At 44.3% G+C, this 15369-nt stretch carries 9 protein-coding genes, 19 tRNA genes and 3 rRNA genes; all 31 read right to left on the reverse strand.

Going from position 1 to position 15369, the window contains the following annotated elements; all coding sequences use genetic code 11:
• Nucleotides 1-101 precede the first annotated feature (101 nt).
• Nucleotides 102-347: a phosphopantetheine-binding protein gene (locus D7D50_RS02890; RefSeq protein WP_023024858.1), complete on the reverse strand. Its 246-nt coding sequence runs from the start codon at nucleotides 345-347 to the stop codon at nucleotides 102-104.
• Nucleotides 344-1348 carry a phosphate acyltransferase PlsX gene (gene plsX, locus D7D50_RS02895; RefSeq protein WP_120701421.1) on the reverse strand — a complete coding sequence of 335 codons (1005 nt, stop codon included), beginning with the start codon at nucleotides 1346-1348 and terminating at the stop codon, nucleotides 344-346. Before plsX ends, D7D50_RS02890 begins: the two co-directional genes overlap by 4 nt.
• The gene (recO, locus tag D7D50_RS02900) at nucleotides 1345-2124 is read right to left on the reverse strand and encodes a DNA repair protein RecO (protein WP_120701422.1); all 780 of its coding nucleotides are present in this window, start codon (nucleotides 2122-2124) and stop codon (nucleotides 1345-1347) included. The genes plsX and recO overlap by 4 nt, the downstream gene beginning before the upstream one ends.
• Nucleotides 2108-3289 carry a pyridoxal phosphate-dependent aminotransferase gene (locus D7D50_RS02905; protein WP_120701423.1) on the reverse strand — a complete coding sequence of 394 codons (1182 nt, stop codon included), beginning with the start codon at nucleotides 3287-3289 and terminating at the stop codon, nucleotides 2108-2110. Before D7D50_RS02905 ends, recO begins: the two co-directional genes overlap by 17 nt.
• 164 nt (nucleotides 3290-3453) lie before the next feature.
• Nucleotides 3454-4317, reverse strand: a complete 864-nt coding sequence (gene srtB, locus D7D50_RS02910; protein WP_120701424.1) for a class B sortase, LPKTxAVK-specific — start codon at nucleotides 4315-4317, stop codon at nucleotides 3454-3456.
• A 93-nt stretch (nucleotides 4318-4410) separates the two neighbouring features.
• A complete protein-coding gene (gene abpA, locus D7D50_RS02915; protein WP_120701425.1) occupies nucleotides 4411-5028 on the reverse strand; it encodes an amylase-binding adhesin AbpA in 618 nt (205 codons plus the stop codon).
• Nucleotides 5029-5407: 379 nt separating this feature from the next.
• Entirely contained in the window at nucleotides 5408-6382 is a 975-nt protein-coding gene (locus D7D50_RS02925) for a ribose-phosphate diphosphokinase (protein ID WP_120701427.1), read from the reverse strand.
• Nucleotides 6383-6542: 160 nt separating this feature from the next.
• Nucleotides 6543-7787, reverse strand: a complete 1245-nt coding sequence (gene pcsB / locus D7D50_RS02930) for a peptidoglycan hydrolase PcsB (protein WP_120701428.1) — start codon at nucleotides 7785-7787, stop codon at nucleotides 6543-6545.
• A 144-nt stretch (nucleotides 7788-7931) separates the two neighbouring features.
• Nucleotides 7932-8019: transfer RNA gene (locus D7D50_RS02935), tRNA-Ser, on the reverse strand.
• 3 nt (nucleotides 8020-8022) lie between these two features.
• A tRNA-Ile gene (locus D7D50_RS02940) sits at nucleotides 8023-8096 on the reverse strand.
• Nucleotides 8097-8129: 33 nt separating this feature from the next.
• Nucleotides 8130-8200 (reverse strand) — tRNA-Gly (locus tag D7D50_RS02945).
• Between the two features lie 17 nt (nucleotides 8201-8217).
• A tRNA-Phe gene (locus D7D50_RS02950) sits at nucleotides 8218-8290 on the reverse strand.
• A 5-nt stretch (nucleotides 8291-8295) separates the two neighbouring features.
• Nucleotides 8296-8369 (reverse strand) — tRNA-Met (locus tag D7D50_RS02955).
• 9 nt (nucleotides 8370-8378) lie between these two features.
• Nucleotides 8379-8468: transfer RNA gene (locus tag D7D50_RS02960), tRNA-Ser, on the reverse strand.
• 9 nt (nucleotides 8469-8477) lie between these two features.
• Nucleotides 8478-8551, reverse strand: a tRNA-Ile gene (locus D7D50_RS02965).
• Nucleotides 8552-8567: 16 nt separating this feature from the next.
• Nucleotides 8568-8641: transfer RNA gene (locus D7D50_RS02970), tRNA-Met, on the reverse strand.
• A gap of 5 nt (nucleotides 8642-8646) precedes the next feature.
• Nucleotides 8647-8720 (reverse strand) — tRNA-Pro (locus D7D50_RS02975).
• A gap of 19 nt (nucleotides 8721-8739) precedes the next feature.
• Nucleotides 8740-8813, reverse strand: a tRNA-Arg gene (locus D7D50_RS02980).
• A 36-nt stretch (nucleotides 8814-8849) separates the two neighbouring features.
• Nucleotides 8850-8923: transfer RNA gene (locus D7D50_RS02985), tRNA-Arg, on the reverse strand.
• 21 nt (nucleotides 8924-8944) lie between these two features.
• Nucleotides 8945-9030 (reverse strand) — tRNA-Leu (locus D7D50_RS02990).
• Between the two features lie 7 nt (nucleotides 9031-9037).
• A tRNA-Gly gene (locus D7D50_RS02995) sits at nucleotides 9038-9109 on the reverse strand.
• Nucleotides 9110-9132: 23 nt separating this feature from the next.
• Nucleotides 9133-9205: transfer RNA gene (locus tag D7D50_RS03000), tRNA-Thr, on the reverse strand.
• A 17-nt stretch (nucleotides 9206-9222) separates the two neighbouring features.
• Nucleotides 9223-9304, reverse strand: a tRNA-Leu gene (locus D7D50_RS03005).
• A 5-nt stretch (nucleotides 9305-9309) separates the two neighbouring features.
• Nucleotides 9310-9382: transfer RNA gene (locus tag D7D50_RS03010), tRNA-Lys, on the reverse strand.
• 31 nt (nucleotides 9383-9413) lie between these two features.
• Nucleotides 9414-9486: transfer RNA gene (locus tag D7D50_RS03015), tRNA-Asp, on the reverse strand.
• Nucleotides 9487-9488: 2 nt separating this feature from the next.
• Nucleotides 9489-9561 (reverse strand) — tRNA-Val (locus D7D50_RS03020).
• Between the two features lie 129 nt (nucleotides 9562-9690).
• Nucleotides 9691-9806 (reverse strand): 5S ribosomal RNA (rrf, locus tag D7D50_RS03025).
• 80 nt (nucleotides 9807-9886) lie between these two features.
• A 23S ribosomal RNA gene (locus D7D50_RS03030) occupies nucleotides 9887-12789 on the reverse strand.
• A 129-nt stretch (nucleotides 12790-12918) separates the two neighbouring features.
• Nucleotides 12919-12991, reverse strand: a tRNA-Ala gene (locus tag D7D50_RS03035).
• A 53-nt stretch (nucleotides 12992-13044) separates the two neighbouring features.
• Nucleotides 13045-14593: ribosomal RNA gene (locus tag D7D50_RS03040) — 16S ribosomal RNA — on the reverse strand.
• The 16S, 23S and 5S rRNA genes sit together here with 19 tRNA genes alongside, the layout of an rRNA operon.
• A gap of 244 nt (nucleotides 14594-14837) precedes the next feature.
• Nucleotides 14838-15320, reverse strand: coding sequence for a sigma-70 family RNA polymerase sigma factor (locus D7D50_RS03050; RefSeq protein WP_120701429.1), 483 nt, complete (start codon nucleotides 15318-15320; stop codon nucleotides 14838-14840).
• Between the last annotated feature and the right edge of the window lie 49 nt (nucleotides 15321-15369).

Here is a 15369-nt window from a genome sequence, read left to right on the forward strand (position 1 = left end):
TCCGTATCTTGTTCGTTTGTAACACAAAAATAATAAGAGATTGAACCAAAAAGATTCAATCTCTTATTTTTAGATACTTATTCTTTCGTAAAAACCGAACTTTATTTGCTTGTTTTCTTTAAAACGTAGTCTACCATGTCTCCCACGGTTGCCATGGCATCAATGTCTTTATCTGGGATGTCAATTTGGTAGGCTTCTTCCAAATAAATAATGTATTCCATTAGATCAACAGAATCCACTTCCAAGTCCTTTCGTAAATCTAAATCCATAGAAACCTCATACTCAGATCCTTTATGATCTTTGATCAACCCTTCAACTAGTTTAAAAATTTCTTGACGACGACTCATTTCTCTTCCTCCAATTCTGATAATTCAACCACAGATTTACGAATCACATCTGTTTCCAACATGGTCCGGATCTGGCGAATCGTGCTATAGACTGCCTTGGCATCACTAGAACCATGGGTTTTTACGACAGGGGCTTGCAAGCCAAACAAGACCGCACCTCCAACATCTGAATAATCTAAAGTCTTTTTCAAACCTCGTAAATCATTCTTCAAGAGGAAGGCACCAATCTTAGCCTTCAAGCCACCACCAGTCAGGACTGTTTTCAACTGTTTAAAGAGACCCAAAGCAGTTCCTTCCATGGTCTTAAGGACAGCATTTCCTGTAAATCCATCTGTAACAATAACGTCAGCAACTCCATCCATCAAGTCACGTGCTTCCACATTTCCTACAAAATTGAGAGAAGGATCTGCTGCTAACAATTGATAGGTCTCCTTGCGGAGGGGATCCCCCTTGCTTTCCTCAGTTCCGTTATTTAAGAGACCGATACGAGGTCGCTTAATGCCACGGACATTCTCTGCATAATAGGCTCCCATAATCGCATATTGGTGCAAGTGAGTTGGCGTATTTTCAGCATTTGCCCCCAGATCCAACATATCATAGCCCTTCCCATCAAGGGTAGGAAGAGTCGACATCAAACCTGGACGATCGATGACCTTGATCCGACCGACGATGAAGTAACCAGAGGCAAGAAGAGCTCCTGTATTTCCTGCAGAAAGCATGGCATCCGCTTCCCCATTCTTAACTGCATGCGCTGCTAAGACCATACTGGCTTGCTTTTTCCGACGAATCGCACGAGTCGGCTCATCATCTGAGTTGATTTTCTCATCTGTATGGACGATGGATACCCGCTCAGTTGCTGTCAGATATTGCTTAATTTTAGTCTCATCCCCATACAAAATGACTTCAATATCCTTAAATTCTTGTATGGCTTGATTGACCCCTTCTACTAGGGCCTGTGGAGCATGATCTCCACCCATTGCATCAACTGCAATTTTTTTCATTTCTTACCTCCAGACTGATCTTTTAAGATCTCTCCCCAGCTTCCCAGGGAATCAATAAATTTCTTAGCTTTTAAATGAATGCCTACATATTCATCATAGAGTTGGTCTAGGCACTTTCTCAACTCTTTCTTCATCGCATCATGGATGGAAATCGTCTCTAACTCACCAAATTTCACAGCTTGAAAACGATCCAGCAAATAGAGGGCATTTGGATCCCAGTGGGCTCGTCTTTCGTCACGATCATAATGATCTGGGCAAAGGACACCACCCAAGCGGAATGAAAAATCAAAAGGCAACCCCACTCGATGACAGACACAACACTCATGAACGTTTAAGGCAACACCAAATCGGGATAAAATCTGCATTTCAAAAATATTGGTCAAGATTTCATAATCCAAGCCCCGATCCATCAATTGCAAGGTCTGCTCTAAAAAAGCAAATAAAGCTGGATCAGGTTGACGATCCTGTATACTAGCATCTGCCAAAGCCAGTATATAGCTTGCGTAGGAAAGACGAAAAAGATCTTGATTAATCCCTTGGAAACTTTGAACCTCATGAATATCTTCGATATAGCTGAGTCCGTCATCATTGATTTTCAGATACATATCCGCTAAAGTCAAAGGTTGGATCATAGAATTCAACCGAGAACGATTGGCATGTTTCACGAAAAACATGAGCTTGCCAGCTTGCTCTGTAAAGATTTTAACCAGCTTATCGTCCTCTCGGTAATCCCGATGGTAGAGGACGATGCCACGACTCTCAATGCTCTCCAGCATGTTCTTTCACAAACTCCTTCAACCGACTCATCGCTTCTTGGATTACTTCCATACTTGCTGCATAAGACAAGCGCACATATCCTTCTCCATATGGGCCAAAAGCCATTCCTGGGATAAAGGCAACAGCCTTTTCTTGGGCTAGGAGCTTCAAAAAATCGAAGGAGTCTTGGTTATAACCTTGTGGGATCTTAGCAAAAATATAGAAGGCCCCATCTGGGCGGATAATATCAAAACCCATGGCAGACATTTCTTTGATGATATAATCTCGACGCTCTATGTATTCCCGTTTCATCGGCTCTGCGTCGTCTTTACCAACCGTTAAGGCTTCAATGGCTGCATACTGATTCATGGTCCCCGCTGCAGTCACCAAATACTGATGACTCTTGATTAATTGAGCTGTCAATGGAGCCGGCGCAAAGATAAAACCGAGTCTCCAGCCTGTCATAGCATGAGACTTAGATAAACCATTGATAATAATGGCTTGGTCCCGTAGATAGGATCCCAAGGAAACGTGAGGCTGACCTGTGTAGGTTAATTCTGAATAGACCTCATCACAAACGACAAAAACTTCATATTTCTTCAAGACACTAGCCAAATCCTGCATCTGCTCCTTAGAGTAGGTGACACCTGTTGGATTAGCTGGATAGTTGAGAATAACCGCCTTGACGCGATCCCCTTGCTCTTCTAAGGCCTTTTCTAAAGCCTCTGCACTGAGGACAAAGCGATTATCAGTCGTATCGATTTCGACGACACTAGCCCCCATCAGTTTAATAATGGGTTCATAACCGGGATAAGCAGGTGCTGGTAATAATACCACATCTCCCGGTTCCAATATAGCGGTCAAGGTCGCAGAAAGGGCCTCCGTTGCCCCAATCGTAACCAAAATTTCATCCTCTGGTCGATACTGTAGGTTATATTTTTCAGCGACAAACTGACTAGCAGCTTCACGTAGAGCTAGCAAGCCACTCATACCCGTATAATAGCTCTGGTTGGCGTCAATAGCTGCTTTTGCTGCTTCCTTTACATGATCTGGCGTCGTAAAATCTGGCTCCCCCAAGGTTAAGCGTAAAACACCTGGAATAGAAGAAATGGCTTGGTCAAACTGACGAATCAAAGAAATCTCGATTCGATTCAAATTTTGATTAAACCGTTTTGTTAAATCCATAGCCACCTCCAAAAAAAGTTCTATCACCATTATACTATAAATGGAAAAGCATCGCAAAAAAGGGGCTAGTCCCAACTAAAATGATACAATAATGGCCTTTCTCATCAAAAAAGGACTTAGCACATGCTAAATCCTCTCATTGAATAAATTTTACCAAATCTTTTCTATTCTTGACCACGTGTTGCAACATAATTCAACTGATCACCATGTTTCGCCAAGAAATCCTTCATTTCCGAATCCGGAATTTGACGAAGGTAGAGATTGGAACGGATCGTTTCATCTTCTTCGCGACAAGTAGACAAGACTAGGTACTTATCAGAAGCATTGATTTTAATATTTGGATTCTTTGTACGCGCTGACTCATAGATGTTTTTCAACTGGGTAGTGAAATCTTCATCATCTGAAAAGCTGGTACGATAGAAAGCTGTTGTTTCAGGAACAATGACCAAGCCCATTGCTTCATAATAATACTTACGCTCAGGTGTTTCAATAACTACGTAAGGGTGCTGATTAAAGTACTCTTGGTTATCATAGAAGTTAACATCGTTAAACATCCGATGATCTTCAACCTGGCTACCACGAGCATGACCGAATAACCAGGTCAAACGATCACTAAAGTCTTTTTTATTATCAGTATCCATGAAAACAGTTCCCATTAAAGGTTGGTTTCCACCCTCAAACGTCTTATCCAAATAAGTAGCATTGTCCCCTGTTTGAACAACAGGCTCATCTAACTGAGTTCCTGGAGCATAAACATAGGCAATCGCTTCTGGATTGACAGCAGTTAATTGAGCAAAGCGGTTGGCTAAATACTCTTTTTCTTCTTGACTTGGCTCATACTTAACTTCCTTGACCTCTTTGCTACTTGCACTAGATGATGAGCTCGTGTCCTTTTTATCAGATGAAGTCTGTTTCCCAAATGGGTTAAAGAGGACAAAACCACCTACAAGGGCAATAAGAGCAAGCAAAGCAAGAATAAGCGAAATGCCCTTTCTTTTAGAACTAGAATGTTTATCTGTACGATTCATAAAAATAAGATCCCCTATATACCGTTTACTCTAAAAAATAACACCGAGCCCGAAGGCTCAGTGATATTTAATTTAAGAGCTAATTAATAAAAATTATTTAACAGCGCTTGTTTTTGGAAGAGCTTTGTCAGCTTGTTTAGATCCAGCTTTACCAGCTGCTGCTGCTTTAGCTGCTTCTTCTGCTTTAGCTGCTTCTTCTTTAGATTGTTTAGCTGCTTCTTCTTTAGAAATTCCATGTTCTTTCAAGTAACGTGCGTTAGCTTGTTCTGGAGTTTCGTTCAAGATGTAGTAAGAACCTTGTGCCTTGTCAGCAGTGTTGTATGTTTTTTGAGATTCTTGGATTTTAGCGTTACGAACAGCATTACGAGCATCGTTCAATGCGCTTTCGTAAGCAGCTTTCTTTTCACCGTAAAGGTGTGATCCACCTTCAACAGCATCCAATGCTTTTTTAGCCTCAACTACTGCTGGGTCTTGTGATGCTTTAGCATCAACGTCTTCTTGGTGACCACCAACATATTCGTTAGCTTTACGACCATTTTTAAACTCAGATTGAGAGTTGTAAGCATCGTTAACACCGCCACCAGTTACTGGTTGATCGTAAGCGCCTGGAGTGTTAGCTCCACCGTTAATTGGGTTTTCATTCGCAAATGCTGGCGCTGCTGCTGCAAATACTGCAAGAGCTGCTACTGATGATAATAAAACTTTTTTCATTGTTTTATCTCCTTTTTTCATTTTAAAAAATAATTCGTTACTTCGTAACTATTACTAGTTTACTACGATATATTTTATTTGTCAATAAAATCTGACCTATTTTTTAAATTAATTTTATATTTTTTTAGGTAAGAGAAGATTTGACTTTTAAAGTAGAAATCTTTTATTTTGTAAGTGTTTTACTTCTTTTATTTGATTGCACCACTTTTTGGCAAGGTCTTTTTGGGTAGACAAGGATCCATTCTATCCTCATTTTTTTGTGCTTCTTTCAGCAACTCCTCCCTCTGATTTTTTATCTTACTTTCTTTTTTTAGCCAGTTGAAAAGCATATCTTTCCTTTCTTAAAAAAGAGGCTCTCTACAACCTCTTTTTTACATTTTTAAGATTTTTTCGCATTTCCAATTTCAAATAGTGGAGACAGAGGACGTTTTTCATGGATGCGGATAATCGCTTCTGCCAATAGTTTTGCGATGGAGATTTGTTCAATTTTATCGATTAAGCGCTCTTCAGGTAGGTAAATGGTATCCAACACCACCAACTTCTTAATTGCTGATTTTTGAATATTGTCCATAGCTGGACCAGACAATACCGGATGCGTACAGCTAGCATAGACTTCTACTGCTCCTGCTTCAGCAAGTGCATCCGCTGCATGGCAAATTGTTCCCGCAGTATCGATCATATCATCAATCAGGATACAAGTTTTCCCTTCAACGTTCCCAATGATGTTCATGACTTCACTGGTGTTCATTTTATCGACACTCCGACGTTTATCAATGATGGCAATCGGTGTTTTCAAAAATTCGGCTAGCTTACGAGCACGGGTCACACCTCCATGGTCCGGACTTACTACCACATAGTCAGAGCCAACCATTCCACGACGTTCAAAGTAGTCAGCAATCAATGGAGCTCCCATCAAATGATCCACCGGAATATCAAAGAATCCTTGAATCTGAGCTGCATGCAAATCAATGGTCAAAAGACGATCTACACCAGCAATCTCTAACATATTGGCAACCAATTTGGATGTAATCGGCTCACGAGCACGAGCTTTACGGTCTTGACGAGCATAACCATAATAGGGCATCACTACATTAATGGTTTGAGCACTGGCACGTTTTAGAGCGTCTACCATGATCAAAATTTCCATTAAATTATCATTTACAGGAGAGCTCGTAGACTGAAGAATATAAACCTCTTTACCACGAATAGACTCCTCAATATTAACCTGGATTTCCCCATCAGAAAATTGACGTACGGTCGACTTACCAAGTGGCAGTCCCATCTCCTTAGAGACACGTTTAGCCAAATCTTGGTTAGAAGATAAAGCAAACAGCATTAAATCCGAAAACGACATGATTTCCTCCACATAAATTTAACCACAATGTACAAATTGTACAAATCTTCTCTTTACCCATTGTAACGCTTTTTACACGATTTTTCAATCCATAATCCACCAAAAATTAAAATAGTAACTATAGTAAAAAACACCCACTAAAAGCGGGTGTTTCAAATTCTTAGTTTGGATAAATATAAGTAACTGTTCCTTGTGCATTAACTGGGTTAAACCATCCACGGTAGTTCCCAATGCTACGGATACCTAAGTAGTTAGATTCAGATACTTGAATACTTGTAGTTGACTGAACAGCTGTAACCACTGCTACGTGTCCATATCCACCGTCATTCCAACAAGCAATAGCCCCGACTTGTGGTTGGCTACCAGTACGGAATCCAGCTGCTGCAGCACTTGCAGCCCACTGCGCTCCATTCCCCCAGTAATCACCAGCCCAAGGAGCCAATACTTTCGCACCCCAAGTACATTCACCTACTGGATATGAACTTGCAGAACTGCTGTATGTTGGACGACTAGTTGCAGCAGGTGTAGCAACAGTTTGAGTTTGAACTGCTGGTGCTACAGGAGTTGAAACAGTTGCTTGAGGTTGTGCTGCTTCAGCTGCTGGTGTTTGAGTAGCAGCTTGCACTTGTGCTTGCAAGTTCGTATTAGCAGATGCTTCTACAGCCTTACGTTGCTCTTCTTGTTGTGCGCGGTATGCTGCTTCAGCCGCTGCTGCTTCAGCTGCTGCTTTCTCTGCAGCCGCTTTTTCTGCAAGCAAAGCATTCTTTTCATTTTCTGCAGTTGATTTTTCAGCTGCCAAATTCAATTGTGCAACCTTCAACTCAGCTTCTTTAGTTGTCAATGCTTGCGAATCTTCATCTAATTTTTGTTGGTTGGCAATAACAGTGTTGATTGCTTCATTGTTTTCTTTTTGCTTAGCGTCAATTGCTTCTTTATCGCGTTTTTGCTCTTCAAGCATTTTGTTGTTAGCACTAGCAATTTCATTCATAGCAGAAACACGTGAAATAGCTTCAGTCAAAGAACCAGAACTTACAATAGCGTTAATGTAACTTGTAGCAGTTCCTGTTGTTTGAGCACTACGTGCTTGGTTCGCCAATGATTCTTGACGAGCAACAATGTTTTTAGAGAGTTCTTCAATCTCAGCAGAGAGACGAGCAGACTCTTCATTCAAACGTTCATTCTCGGCTTTAAGAGTTTCTTGTTGTTTTTTGATTTCAGAAACTTGAGATTGAATTTGATCAACTTCTGCTTGAGCACTTTGTTCTTTTGAACTCAAATCAGCAATCTTACTATCTTGTGCTGCGATTTTATCATCAGTAGAATCAGCTCCTACAGAAATAACTGTACCTACTTGTGATAAAGCAACTGTACTAAGTAAAATAGTCGTTAATAATTTTTTCTTCATAAAATAAAAGACTCCTTCATATAAGACACTAACTAGTATAACAGAAAATGAAAGATTTTATGTTACGCCTTTGTTACATTTTTATTTCTATTGATGTATTAAAATAACAAAAAAAGTTAGCTAGAAAGCTAACTTAATTTTATACGGAGAATGGGGGATTCGAACCCCCGCGCCGGTTACCCGACCTAACGATTTAGCAAACCGTCCTCTTCAGCCTCTTGAGTAATTCTCCTAATGGGCACGAGTGGACTCGAACCACCGACCTCACGCTTATCAGGCGTGCGCTCTAACCACCTGAGCTACGCGCCCAAGTAAAAAACTTGGTATTGAACGAATGTTCAAAGCGGGTGACGAGAATCGAACTCGCGACAACAGCTTGGAAGGCTGTAGTTTTACCACTAAACTACACCCGCTTAGTATTAAAAGAAAATGGCGCGAGACGGAATCGAACCGCCGACACATGGAGCTTCAATCCATTGCTCTACCAACTGAGCTACCGAGCCAAATATTGCGGGAGCAGGATTTGAACCTACGACCTTCGGGTTATGAGCCCGACGAGCTACCGAGCTGCTCCATCCCGCGTTAATATTAAGGAGGATGTGGGATTCGAACCCACGCACGCTTTTACACGCCTGACGGTTTTCAAGACCGTTCCCTTCAGCCGGACTTGGGTAATCCTCCAGCTAATTATGGACCTTGTAGGACTTGAACCTACGACCACTCGGTTATGAGCCGAGAGCTCTAACCAGCTGAGCTAAAGGTCCGACAAGATCAATAGTATAGCGGCGAAGGGGATCGAACCCCCGACCTCCCGGGTATGAACCGGACGCTCTAGCCAGCTGAGCTACACCGCCATAAATCGGGAAGACAGGATTCGAACCTGCGACACCTTGGTCCCAAACCAAGTACTCTACCAAGCTGAGCTACTTCCCGAACTAAAGCTTACGCTTTATGCACCCTAGAGGAGTCGAACCTCTAACCGCCTGATTCGTAGTCAGGTACTCTATCCAGTTGAGCTAAGGGTGCTCGTTCTTATTCAATTCTTACATAGTCTTGCGACCATGCACCCTAGAGGAGTCGAACCTCTAACCGCCTGATTCGTAGTCAGGTACTCTATCCAGTTGAGCTAAGGGTGCTTCTTCTCCAACCTAAGTCTATGCCGAGGACCGGAATCGAACCGGTACGATCGTTACCAATCGCAGGATTTTAAGTCCTGTGCGTCTGCCAGTTCCGCCACCCCGGCCTCCTCAAGCGAACGACGGGATTCGAACCCGCGACCCCCACCTTGGCAAGGTGGTGTTCTACCACTGAACTACGTTCGCATCTGTTTCTTTATATAAAAAAATGCCGGCTACATGACTTGAACACGCGACCCTCTGATTACAAATCAGATGCTCTACCAACTGAGCTAAGCCGGCTCATTATTATTCCTTTATGCGGGTTAAGGGACTTGAACCCCCACGCCGTAAAGCGCCAGATCCTAAATCTGGTGCGTCTGCCAATTCCGCCAAACCCGCTATAATGACCCGTACTGGGCTCGAACCAGTGACCCATTGATTAAAAGTCAATTGCTCTACCAACTGAGCTAACGAGTCGTATCATTATCTTCTAGAAACTATGTTCCTACGGTCCCGACGGGAATCGAACCCGCGATCTTCGCCGTGACAGGGCGACGTGATAACCGCTACACTACGGGACCTATGGGAGTTAACGGGATCGAACCGCTGACCCTCTGCTTGTAAGGCAGATGCTCTCCCAGCTGAGCTAAACTCCCAAATGGTCGTTTAACTCACTGGATCCCTGTCGTGCACTGACTTGCGTCAGTTTCGACAAAGTCGAACTTTCGTTCTCCTTAGCTGAGCTAAACTCCCAAATGAGCCTAGATCTCTCTAGACTCAATCTTGCTAAGCGACTACCATATCTCACAGGGGGCAACCCCCAACTACTTCCGGCGTTCTAGGGCTTAACTTCTGTGTTCGGCATGGGTACAGGTGTATCTCCTAGGCTATCGTCACTTAACTCTGAATGATGAACATTCAAAATTGAATACCTATATTCTAACAAAAATCTAAACGGCTGTAAATATCCTCAGTTACTTTTTGGATAAGTCCTCGAGCTATTAGTATTAGTCCGCTCCATTGCTCACACAACTTCCACTCCTAACCTATCTACCTGATCTTCTCTCAGGGCTCTTACTAACATATAGTTATGGGAAATCTCATCTTGAGGTGGGTTTCACACTTAGATGCTTTCAGCGTTTATCCCTTCCCTACATAGCTACCCAGCGATGCCTCTGGCGAGACAACTGGTACACCAGCGGTAAGTCCACTCTGGTCCTCTCGTACTAGGAGCAGATCCTCTCAAATTTCCTACGCCCGCGACGGATAGGGACCGAACTGTCTCACGACGTTCTGAACCCAGCTCGCGTGCCGCTTTAATGGGCGAACAGCCCAACCCTTGGGACCGACTACAGCCCCAGGATGCGACGAGCCGACATCGAGGTGCCAAACCTCCCCGTCGATGTGAACTCTTGGGGGAGATAAGCCTGTTATCCCCAGGGTAGCTTTTATCCGTTGAGCGATGGCCCTTCCATACGGAACCACCGGATCACTAAGCCCGACTTTCGTCCCTGCTCGAGTTGTAGCTCTCGCAGTCAAGCTCCCTTATACCTTTACACTCTGCGAATGATTTCCAACCATTCTGAGGGAACCTTTGGGCGCCTCCGTTACCTTTTAGGAGGCGACCGCCCCAGTCAAACTGCCCGTCAGACACTGTCTCCGATAGGGATCACCTATCCGGGTTAGAGTGGCCATAACACAAGGGTAGTATCCCAACAACGCCTCCATCGAAACTGGCGTCCCGATATCTATGGCTCCTACCTATCCTGTACATGTGGCACAGACACTCAATATCAAACTGCAGTAAAGCTCCATGGGGTCTTTCCGTCCTGTCGCGGGTAACCTGCATCTTCACAGGTACTAAAATTTCACCGAGTCTCTCGTTGAGACAGTGCCCAAATCATTACGCCTTTCGTGCGGGTCGGAACTTACCCGACAAGGAATTTCGCTACCTTAGGACCGTTATAGTTACGGCCGCCGTTTACTGGGGCTTCAATTCATACCTTCGCGTTACCGCTAAGCACTCCTCTTAACCTTCCAGCACCGGGCAGGCGTCACCCCCTATACATCATCTTACGATTTAGCAGAGAGCTGTGTTTTTGATAAACAGTTGCTTGGGCCTATTCACTGCGGCTGACATAAAGTCAGCACCCCTTCTCCCGAAGTTACGGGGTCATTTTGCCGAGTTCCTTAACGAGAGTTCTCTCGCTCACCTGAGGCTACTCGCCTCGACTACCTGTGTCGGTTTGCGGTACGGGTAGAGTATGTTTAAACGCTAGAAGCTTTTCTTGGCAGTGTGACATCACTAACTTCGCTACTAAACTTCGCTCCCCATCACAGCTCAATGTTATAGAACTAAGCATTTAACTCAATTCACACCTCACTGCTTAGACGTGCACTTCCAATCGCACGCTTTAGTTAGCCTACTGCGTCCCTCCATCACTACATACTCTAGTACAGGAATATCAACCTGTTGTCCATCGGATACACCTTTCGGTCTCTCCTTAGGTCCCGACTAACCCAGGGCGGACGAGCCTTCCCCTGGAAACCTTAGTCTTACGGTGGACAGGATTCTCACCTGTCTTTCGCTACTCATACCGGCATTCTCACTTCTATGCGTTCCAGCACTCCTCACGGTATACCTTCTTCACACATAGAACGCTCTCCTACCATACCATTAAAGGTATCCACAGCTTCGGTAAATTGTTTTAGCCCCGGTACATTTTCGGCGCAGGGTCACTCGACTAGTGAGCTATTACGCACTCTTTGAATGAATAGCTGCTTCTAAGCTAACATCCTAGTTGTCTGTGCAACCCCACATCCTTTTCCACTTAACAATTATTTTGGGACCTTAGCTGGTGGTCTGGGCTGTTTCCCTTTCGACTACGGATCTTAGCACTCGCAGTCTGACTGCCGACCATAATTCATTGGCATTCGGAGTTTATCTGAGATTGGTAATCCGGGATGGACCCCTCACCCAAACAGTGCTCTACCTCCAAGAATCTTTATGTCGACGCTAGCCCTAAAGCTATTTCGGAGAGAACCAGCTATCTCCAAGTTCGTTTGGAATTTCTCCGCTACCCACAAGTCATCCAAGCACTTTTCAACGTGCCCTGGTTCGGTCCTCCAGTGCGTTTTACCGCACCTTCAACCTGCTCATGGGTAGGTCACATGGTTTCGGGTCTACGACATAATACTAAAACGCCCTATTCAGACTCGGTTTCCCTACGGCTCCGTCTCTTCAACTTAACCTCGCATCATATCGTAACTCGCCGGTTCATTCTACAAAAGGCACGCTCTCACCCATTAACGGGCTCGAACTTGTTGTAGGCACACGGTTTCAGGTTCTATTTCACTCCCCTCCCGGGGTGCTTTTCACCTTTCCCTCACGGTACTGGTTCACTATCGGTCACTAGGGAGTATTTAGGGTTGGGAGATGGTCCTCCCAGATTCCGACGAGATTCCACGTGTCTCGCCGTACTCAGGATACTGCTAGGTATAAAGACTATTTTAAATACGAGGCTGTTACTCTCTTTGGCCTACCTTCCCAGGTAGTTCTTCTATAATCTTTATGTCCACATTGCAGTCCTACAACCCCGAAGAGTAAACTCTTCGGTTTGCCCTCCTGCCGTTTCGCTCGCCGCTACTAAGGCAATCGCTTTTGCTTTCTCTTCCTGCAGCTACTTAGATGTTTCAGTTCACTGCGTCTTCCTCCTCATATCCTTAACAGATATGGGTAACAGGTATCACCTGCTGGGTTCCCCCATTCGGACATCCCCGGATCGGCGCTTACTTACAGCTCCCCGAGGCATTTCGTCGTTTGTCACGTCCTTCTTCGGCTCCTAGTGCCAAGGCATCCACCGTGCGCCCTTATTAACTTAACCTTATTAACCTAATTTTTTCAAAAATTAGAAAACTCATTAAATATTCACAGCGTTTTCGGTTTATTTTCTTGTTACTATTTGATATAGATATTCAATTTTCAATGTTCATCCTTGGTGATCTCTCACCAATGGAGCCTAGCGGGATCGAACCGCTGACCTCCTGCGTGCAAAGCAGGCGCTCTCCCAGCTGAGCTAAGGCCCCACAAGACCTCTCAAAACTAAACAAGACGAACGTGCAGGTTTCCTTATCCTTAGAAAGGAGGTGATCCAGCCGCACCTTCCGATACGGCTACCTTGTTACGACTTCACCCCAATCATCTATCCCACCTTAGGCGGCTGGCTCCTAAAAGGTTACCTCACCGACTTCGGGTGTTACAAACTCTCGTGGTGTGACGGGCGGTGTGTACAAGGCCCGGGAACGTATTCACCGCGGCGTGCTGATCCGCGATTACTAGCGATTCCGACTTCATGTAGGCGAGTTGCAGCCTACAATCCGAACTGAGACTGGCTTTAAGAGATTAGCTTGCCGTCACCGACTTGCGACTCGTTGTACCAGCCATTGTAGCACGTGTGTAGCCCAGGTCATAAGGGGCATGATGATTTGACGTCATCCCCACCTTCCTCCGGTTTATTACCGGCAGTCTCGCTAGAGTGCCCAACTAAATGATGGCAACTAACAATAGGGGTTGCGCTCGTTGCGGGACTTAACCCAACATCTCACGACACGAGCTGACGACAACCATGCACCACCTGTCACCTCTGTCCCGAAGGAAAACTCTATCTCTAGAGCGGTCAGAGGGATGTCAAGACCTGGTAAGGTTCTTCGCGTTGCTTCGAATTAAACCACATGCTCCACCGCTTGTGCGGGCCCCCGTCAATTCCTTTGAGTTTCAACCTTGCGGTCGTACTCCCCAGGCGGAGTGCTTAATGCGTTAGCTGCGGCACTGAGTCCCGGAAAGGACCCAACACCTAGCACTCATCGTTTACGGCGTGGACTACCAGGGTATCTAATCCTGTTTGCTCCCCACGCTTTCGAGCCTCAGCGTCAGTTACAGACCAGAGAGCCGCTTTCGCCACCGGTGTTCCTCCATATATCTACGCATTTCACCGCTACACATGGAATTCCACTCTCCCCTTCTGCACTCAAGTTAAACAGTTTCCAAAGCGTACTATGGTTAAGCCACAGCCTTTAACTTCAGACTTATCTAACCGCCTGCGCTCGCTTTACGCCCAATAAATCCGGATAACGCTCGGGACCTACGTATTACCGCGGCTGCTGGCACGTAGTTAGCCGTCCCTTTCTGGTAAGATACCGTCACAGTGTGAACTTTCCACTCTCACACTCGTTCTTCTCTTACAACAGAGCTTTACGATCCGAAAACCTTCTTCACTCACGCGGCGTTGCTCGGTCAGGGTTCCCCCCATTGCCGAAGATTCCCTACTGCTGCCTCCCGTAGGAGTCTGGGCCGTGTCTCAGTCCCAGTGTGGCCGATCACCCTCTCAGGTCGGCTATGTATCGTCGCCTTGGTGAGCCGTTACCTCACCAACTAGCTAATACAACGCAGGTCCATCTGGTAGTGATGCATTTGCACCTTTCAAGCAGATATCATGCAATATCTACTGTTATGCGGTATTAGCTATCGTTTCCAATAGTTATCCCCCGCTACCAGGCAGGTTACCTACGCGTTACTCACCCGTTCGCAACTCATCCGCTCGGTGCAAGCACCAAGCTTCAGCGTTCTACTTGCATGTATTAGGCACGCCGCCAGCGTTCATCCTGAGCCAGGATCAAACTCTCATTAAAATAATTGTTTGTCTTAAACTCATTCTGTCACTGACAGATTTATTGTTTTTTTATTGTTCAGTTACTATAACTTCCGTTATAGCGCCCTGCACATTGGTTCGTCTTGTTCAGTTTTCAAAGGTCTTTGTCGCTCTCGCGCGACAACTATATTAGTATATCACGACCTCTTCTCCTTGTCAATATCTTTTTTCTATTTTTTAAAATTTTTATTTTTATGAAAAAGGATGCTTTCTTACATCCTTTTTCATAAATGATTATCCTTGAAATCTTTTAAATATTCTTGTAGCCTTCTACGCATCTTTGCTCTTCCTGAGAAACGTTGGTTCATCAGTAATTTGTCGTAATCTTCTTTTTCTTGATCGGTTAGATTTTTTCGGAACTCCTTTAAGGCTCCTCTTAATAAGACTAGTTCATCCAAAAAGAGTTCTTTTGATCGGAGTCGATGACTAATCTCTCCAATCTCTGTATAGGGTACCTTATTTAACTTCCTTTTATCACTCTCTTGTTTTCTAACTTTATCCTTTATGTGATTGCGAAACTTTGTTTTGAAGTAGGTTAATAGAATTTCTTCATTTTCTTCTACTTCAGGATTACTTATTTGTAGCTCATATAGTACCAGTCTACCTTCTTGTTCCCAATCTGCATGATCCCAAAGATGAATATAAAATTCCTTTTCACATTTCCATACTATCCATTTTACTTTTTCATATGATTTTTTAAAGTTCATTGGACCTCCTTTCTAACTTGTCTTTATTTTAAAGGAGGTTAGGATTTTT

Origin of the sequence: Streptococcus koreensis (assembly GCF_003627135.1) — a bacterium.
Classification (GTDB): Bacteria; Bacillota; Bacilli; order Lactobacillales; family Streptococcaceae; genus Streptococcus; species Streptococcus ilei.

What these genes read in the sequence shown, in the direction of transcription:
- abpA (WP_120701425.1), bottom strand. Translation starts at nt 5,028, where the DNA reads ATGAAAAAAGTTTTATTATCATCAGTAGCAGCTCTTGCAGTATTTGCA.
- D7D50_RS03050 (WP_120701429.1), bottom strand. Translation starts at nt 15,320, where the DNA reads ATGAACTTTAAAAAATCATATGAAAAAGTAAAATGGATAGTATGGAAA.
- srtB (WP_120701424.1), bottom strand. Translation starts at nt 4,317, where the DNA reads ATGAATCGTACAGATAAACATTCTAGTTCTAAAAGAAAGGGCATTTCG.
- D7D50_RS02890 (WP_023024858.1), bottom strand. Translation starts at nt 347, where the DNA reads ATGAGTCGTCGTCAAGAAATTTTTAAACTAGTTGAAGGGTTGATCAAA.
- D7D50_RS02925 (WP_120701427.1), bottom strand. Translation starts at nt 6,382, where the DNA reads ATGTCGTTTTCGGATTTAATGCTGTTTGCTTTATCTTCTAACCAAGAT.
- plsX (WP_120701421.1), bottom strand. Translation starts at nt 1,348, where the DNA reads ATGAAAAAAATTGCAGTTGATGCAATGGGTGGAGATCATGCTCCACAG.
- recO (WP_120701422.1), bottom strand. Translation starts at nt 2,124, where the DNA reads ATGCTGGAGAGCATTGAGAGTCGTGGCATCGTCCTCTACCATCGGGAT.
- D7D50_RS02905 (WP_120701423.1), bottom strand. Translation starts at nt 3,289, where the DNA reads ATGGATTTAACAAAACGGTTTAATCAAAATTTGAATCGAATCGAGATT.
- pcsB (WP_120701428.1), bottom strand. Translation starts at nt 7,787, where the DNA reads ATGAAGAAAAAATTATTAACGACTATTTTACTTAGTACAGTTGCTTTA.